2 protein-coding genes and 1 riboswitch are annotated in these 3,990 nt (G+C 56.6%); both genes read left to right on the top strand.

Annotation, left to right across the window (positions count from 1 at the left end):
* Positions 1–84: 84 nt before the first annotated feature.
* Positions 85–1,425 carry a butyryl-CoA:acetate CoA-transferase gene (locus ACTOZL_RS09785; protein WP_482478194.1) on the top strand — a complete coding sequence of 447 codons (1,341 nt, stop codon included), beginning with the start codon at positions 85–87 and terminating at the stop codon, positions 1,423–1,425.
* 387 nt (positions 1,426–1,812) lie between these two features.
* Positions 1,813–1,918: riboswitch (cyclic di-GMP riboswitch) on the top strand.
* 121 nt (positions 1,919–2,039) lie between these two features.
* On the top strand, positions 2,040–3,990 hold a 1,951-nt coding region (locus tag ACTOZL_RS09780; RefSeq protein ID WP_482478192.1), incomplete at its 3' end, for an InlB B-repeat-containing protein.

Genomic DNA, 3,990 nt, shown 5'->3' with positions numbered 1-3,990 from the left:
TTTGGGGCAAGATAAAACCACTGCCCCAATTTTTTTACAAGGGCCTAGCCTATTCTTTTATTTGGAAAAAAGGAGACTGCAACGATGGATTTTCAAGCCCTGTACAAGAGCAAGCTGACCACCGCTGACGAGGCTGTGAAGCTGGTGAAGTCCGGCGACTGGGTGGACTACACCTGGTGCACCAACCACCCCTACGTCCTGGACCAGGCCCTGGCCAAGCGCCAGAATGAGCTGGAAGACGTGAAGGTCCGCGGCGGCGTGACCATGTGGATGCCGGAAATCGCCAAGGCCGACGACGCCGGGGAACATTTTGCCTGGCACTCCTGGCACTGCTCCGGCATTGACCGGAAGATCATCGGCAAGGGTATGGGCTGGTTCTCCCCCATGCGCTATTCCGAGCTACCCCGTTTTTACCGCGAAAACCTGGACGGCGTGGACGTGGTGATGATGCAGTGCCCCCCCATGGACGAGCACGGCAACTTCTCCCTCTCCCTGGCCCCCTCCCACCTGTATGACATGTGCGCCAAGGCCAAGCACATCATCGTGGAGGTCAACACCAACATGCCCCGGGTGCTGGGCCTGTTCAAGACCGAGGTGAACATCCAGGACGTGACCTATGTGGTAGAGGGCCCCAACCCCTCCATCCCCGAGCTGGGCAGCGTGCCCCCCACCGACGTGGACCGCACCGTGGCCAACCTCATCGTGCCCCAGATCCCCAACGGCGCTTGCCTGCAGCTGGGCATCGGCGGTATGCCCAACACCGTGGGCGCCCTCATCGCCGAGTCCGACCTGAAGGACCTGGGCGTGCATACCGAGATGTATGTGGACGCGTTCGTGGACATCGCCAAGGCCGGCAAGATCAACGGCAAGAACAAGGCCGTGGACTATGGCCGGGAGGTGTTTGCCTTTGCCGCCGGCACCAAGAAGCTCTATGACTACGTCAACGAGAACCCCAACGTCATGGGTGCCCCCGTGGACTACACCAACGACGTGCGGGTGATTGCCCAGCTGGACAACTTCATCTCCATCAACAACATTGTGGACCTGGACCTCTTCGGCCAGGTGAACGCCGAGTCCGCCGGCATCAAGCACATCTCCGGCACCGGCGGCCAGCTGGACTTCGTCATGGGCGCTTATCTGTCCAAGGGCGGCAAGTCCTTCATCTGCCTGTCCTCCACCATGCAGGGCAAGGACGGCTCCTTGAAGTCCCGCATCGTGCCCACCCTCACCAATGGCTCCATCTGCACCGACCCCCGCTCCACCGTGCAGTATCTGGTCACTGAGCACGGCATGATCAACCTGAAGGGCCTGAACACCTGGGAGCGTGCGGAGAAGATCATCTCCATCGCCCACCCCCAGTTCCGCGAGGAGCTGATCCAGAGCGCCGAGAAGATGGGCATTTGGAGAAAGTCCAACAAGCGGTAAAAAAAACCAAAACATTGCGCCCGGACGAGCGTTCGTCCGGGCGCTTTTTTTGTTCAAACGCAACAGGGCTATCAAAAGGTATACCTTTTGATAGCCCTGGGCTTTTAGTCATTATACCATGAATATCCAGGGGTTTCAAGGGAGGGCTTTGCTTTTTCCCACAAAGAAAAGGGGAAATTTTCATGCAAAAATAGGCCAGAAAATTTTATCAAAAGGTATACTTTTTCATAAAATCAGCAGTTTTTTTGCGGAATGTTCCAAAATGCTGTCAGAAGGCGTTTTGGTGGATTCAAATTGACCAGGAAGGAGAGGCCCCATGATGAAAGACATTCCACCCGTCCTGGCCCCGCCGCCGCAAGCGTCCCCCAGCGGCGGGAGCATACATCAGGGCGCTGTGGGCAAACCTGGAGAAATCCAGCGGCGCAAAGCCACGGAACTACGGTATCGAACTGGCAAAACGCCAGGAGGATGCTATGTCCGCCGGGCTGCAAACTGAGCAAAGCAGGGGAAACCCTGCGGCGCAAAGGTATGGGGCCTACCCCGCAACACGCGGAACGGCAGCCCGCCCGCCGGATACTTTGCATCCGATTTTTGCAAAGAAAGGAATCAAATCTATGAAAAAACAGAATAGGAACACAGCCAAACGGTTGCTTTCTCTGTTCATGGCCTTGGCCATGTGTATGAGCTTGTTCTGTACCACCGCATTCGCGGAGGAGGGAACAGACCAAAGCATCGATGGCGAAATTAGCGGTGGAACTGGCGGTGTAACCGGCGGCGAGACCGGCGGCGAAACTGGCGGTGAAACCGGCGGCGAAACCGGCGGCGAAACTGGCGGTGAAACCGGCGGCGAAACTGGCGGCGAGACCGGTGGTGAAACCGGCGGCGAGACCGGTGGTGAAACCGGCGGCGAGACCGGTGGTGAAACCGGCGGCGAGACCGGTGGTGAAACCGGCGGTGAAACCGGCGGCGAGACCGGTGGTGAAACCGGTGGCGAGACCGGCGGCGAGACCGGTGGTGAAACTGGCGGCGAAACCGGTGGCGAAGCCGGTGGTGAAACCGGTGGTGAAACTGGCGGCGAAACCGGTGGCGAAGCCGGTGGTGAAACCGGTGGTGAAACTGGCGGCGAGACCGGTGGCGAAACCGGTGGTGAAACTGGCGGCGAGACCGGTGGTGAAACCGGCGGCGAAACCGATAGTGACGCTAGTATTTCGTTGGTAGTTGATGGAACAAGTCAGAACGTGTCTTATGAGAATGGTGTTGCCACAGTTTCTGTGGATGGAACAGGCAAAACTATCCTCACCGTAATAGTAGACGGCAACGTTGTGCTGGATCAGTCCCGTACCAATGACAAAGGGAACCAACTGCGCCAAACTTGGAGCTGTGCGTTCAACGATGGCAAAAGCCACCGCGTCGAGGTGAAGCTTGGCTATAAGCTGACCGTAAAGACCCGGTACGTTAACAGCGATGGTGTAAATGGCGATTGGATACCTTCGGGCGCACCGGATTCCAGCGACCCAACCTACTACACGCTGGTCGTACCCGAAGGACAGTTGGAGAAGGAGATTGCGTTGCTGCCCCTGCCCTCTGTGGATCAAAAGTATCCCTTGCGGCTTTTGGATTATGTGGGAGTTTCGCATCCTGACTTCGGCTGGGAGAACATTACCTGTAGATATGTTTCGACCTATGAACCCGGTTCTGATAACGCGGATACTTGGATTAGCCAAGGAAGTAGTACACCAGGAGCAAATTGTCGCTATGTTGTGCTAGAGAATATGATTGGGAAGGATGCCGAGATTGAGCTTCGGTACAACTACAGCAAAATTTGTACCTTCGTGAATATGAACTTTGAACAGGAAAACGGAAGCTGGGTTGCCGAAGATTACATCAATGAAGAAGGACCCGAACACATGTCGTCCTATCATGCGCAAGATACGCTGGTCGATGGGACCACGAAAGTGACGTTCGATCCCAGCAAAGGTATCTTCGGGGACGCTGTGGCGTATCCGACAGGAACTGCGGCAGAAAACTTTGCACTCTATGGTGTACTTCTGTTTACTGAACACCTCATGAACAATCAATGGATCAATTCCTATGGCTGGTCTGAAGAGGGGAACGCGAAGGGTGCACAGCTTTTCAAAAATGAAACGGGACTAGAATTTAACCCGACGACCGGTGCATTCGATGGCGTTTTGATGAATGCCATTGACGCCCGAAATATCACAATGACGTATTACTGGCAACTGCTGCGTCCCGTTACCTATGACGCCAACGGCGGCGAAGGAACCATGGAATCCTACGGTGCGACGAAGGGTGAAGAAGTAAATTTGGCGGAAAACGCCTTTACTCGTGATGGCTACACCTTCACCGGCTGGAACACAGCGGCAGACGGATCTGGCGAGGCCTACACACCGGGGCTCTCCTTGGTGGTAGGGGCAGTGAAGGACATCACACTGTATGCCCAGTGGCGCATAAACGAGCAGCCAACCGAGCCCACGCCACCGCCTCCTGGCGGCGGTGGCGGAGGCGGCGGAAGCAGGCCCACCCCCGACCCGGAACCCCCGGTGG

Source organism: Evtepia sp. (assembly GCF_056797215.1).
This window is presented reverse-complemented; position numbering and strand designations above follow the sequence as displayed.

What these genes read in the sequence shown, in the direction of transcription:
- ACTOZL_RS09785 (WP_482478194.1), top strand. Translation starts at nt 85, where the DNA reads ATGGATTTTCAAGCCCTGTACAAGAGCAAGCTGACCACCGCTGACGAG.